Here is a 1,645-nt window from a genome sequence, read left to right on the forward strand (position 1 = left end):
CCCGGCGCAGCCGCAGCGACACGCGAAGATCCCACCCGGCACTGGCCCGGACAAACGGGATGAACCGATCACCTCAACTGGCAGCGATCACGCCTGAAGGATCGAGGCCCTGGCGAGGCAGCCGCCGACTGGCGGAATGGGGCGATGGGCCGCCGCGCGGTCGGAAGCCGTATGCGGAATTCAGCCGTATGTCGCCCGTCGGGGACGTCCGTGGCTATGGCGTCTTCGACAGCCGGACCTCGTGCAGACCCATTTCGGGGCACACGGTCGGCGCTGGCAGAAACCATGAAGGGAAGACCGTTGCGCGTCAAGGTGTGTACGACGGATTTCTTCGGCGGTGCTTGTTCCATGCCGCACTCTTGACGCATCGAAGACCGTGAGTGCTATCGTTAGCACAACGTGGCTATGACAAAGTGATGCGACGTGCCCGGCATCTCGTGACCCGTTCCCGGGACGTACCGCCGCGCCTCCACCGACCACAAGTCGGCGAGCGCCGGCAGCCCACCCGAGCCCAACGACCCTCTCCTGCGGCCGCACGATTCTGCGAGGACGACCTGCCATGAAACCACCGAGCCGCTCCGGCACCGTGCTGCTCACCGACCACGCCTGGCCCGACGACTCCGTCGAGCGATCGGTCGTCGAGAGCGCGGGCCACGCCCTGGTGACGGGCCCTGCCGAGCCCGCCTCAGCCGAGGTGGTCGAGGAGCTGGTCGCCGAGCACCGGCCCGCCGGGATCCTGACCTGCTGGGCGCCCGTGTCGGCCACCGCGATCGGCACGTCGCCGGACCTTCGCATCGTGGCCAGGCTCGGGGTCGGCTTGGACAACATCGCCGTGGACGCTGCCACCGAGCGGGGTGTGTGGGTCACCAACGTGCCGGACTACTGCGTCGAGGAGGTCTCCGACCATGCCGTCGGCATGGTGCTGGCCTGGACGCGTGGCCTGGCCGTGTTCGACCGGGAGGTCCGCGCGGGCCACTGGGACCCCGCGAGCGCCCGGCTGCGCCGGCTGTCCACGCTGACCTGCGGCGTCGTCGGCTTCGGGCGGATCGGACGCGCCACGGCGCGCAAGCTCCGTGCGTTCGGCTGCCGGATCCTGGCCCACGATCCGCACCCGCCGCAGGACGCCCCCGGTGTTGAGCTGGTGGGCCTGGAGGAACTGCTGCGCCGCAGTGACGTGGTGATCCTCCACGTGCCGCTCACCCCCGCCACGCACCACATCATCGGAGCCGGACAACTGGCGCTGATGAAGCCGGGCGGCCTGCTGGTCAACGTCAGCCGGGGCGGCCTGGTCGACACCGACGCGGTGATCAAGGCACTCGACAGCGGACACCTGGACGCAGCCGCCTTCGACGTCCTGGAGAGCGAGCCCCACGTTCCCGCCGGGCTGTCGGCCCAGCCCGGGACGCTGCTCACCCCGCACGTCGCCTTCTCCTCCGACGCGTCGGTCACGGAACTGCGCCGCCGCGCCGCCGAGGAAGTCGTACGGATCCTGGCCGGCGAGGCACCGGCCCACGCCTGCAACAGCCCCCGCGGCCTGCCCGCCGGGCCGGGTGACCGGCGATGAACTCGAGCTCCGCGCAGGTGGGGCCGGGCCCCGTGCCCGACAGCGCGCTGACGGACTTCCTGATCGCCCACAGGCTCGCCG

The 1,645-nt window shown here is 70.9% G+C and carries 1 protein-coding gene; it reads left to right on the forward strand.

All coding sequences use genetic code 11. The features are described 5' to 3' along the window. The first annotated feature begins 559 nt into the window (after positions 1-559). Positions 560-1,564 carry a C-terminal binding protein gene (locus H8R17_RS45365; RefSeq protein WP_187828979.1) on the forward strand — a complete coding sequence of 335 codons (1,005 nt, stop codon included), beginning with the start codon at positions 560-562 and terminating at the stop codon, positions 1,562-1,564. Positions 1,565-1,645: the final 81 nt, after the last annotated feature.

Source organism: Streptomyces sp. TRM68367 (genome assembly GCF_014495685.1).
GTDB lineage: Bacteria > Actinomycetota > Actinomycetes > Streptomycetales > Streptomycetaceae > Streptomyces.

Excerpts from the sequence above, each read along its gene's own strand:
- H8R17_RS45365 (WP_187828979.1), top strand. The coding sequence starts at position 560 with ATGAAACCACCGAGCCGCTCCGGCACCGTGCTGCTCACCGACCACGCC.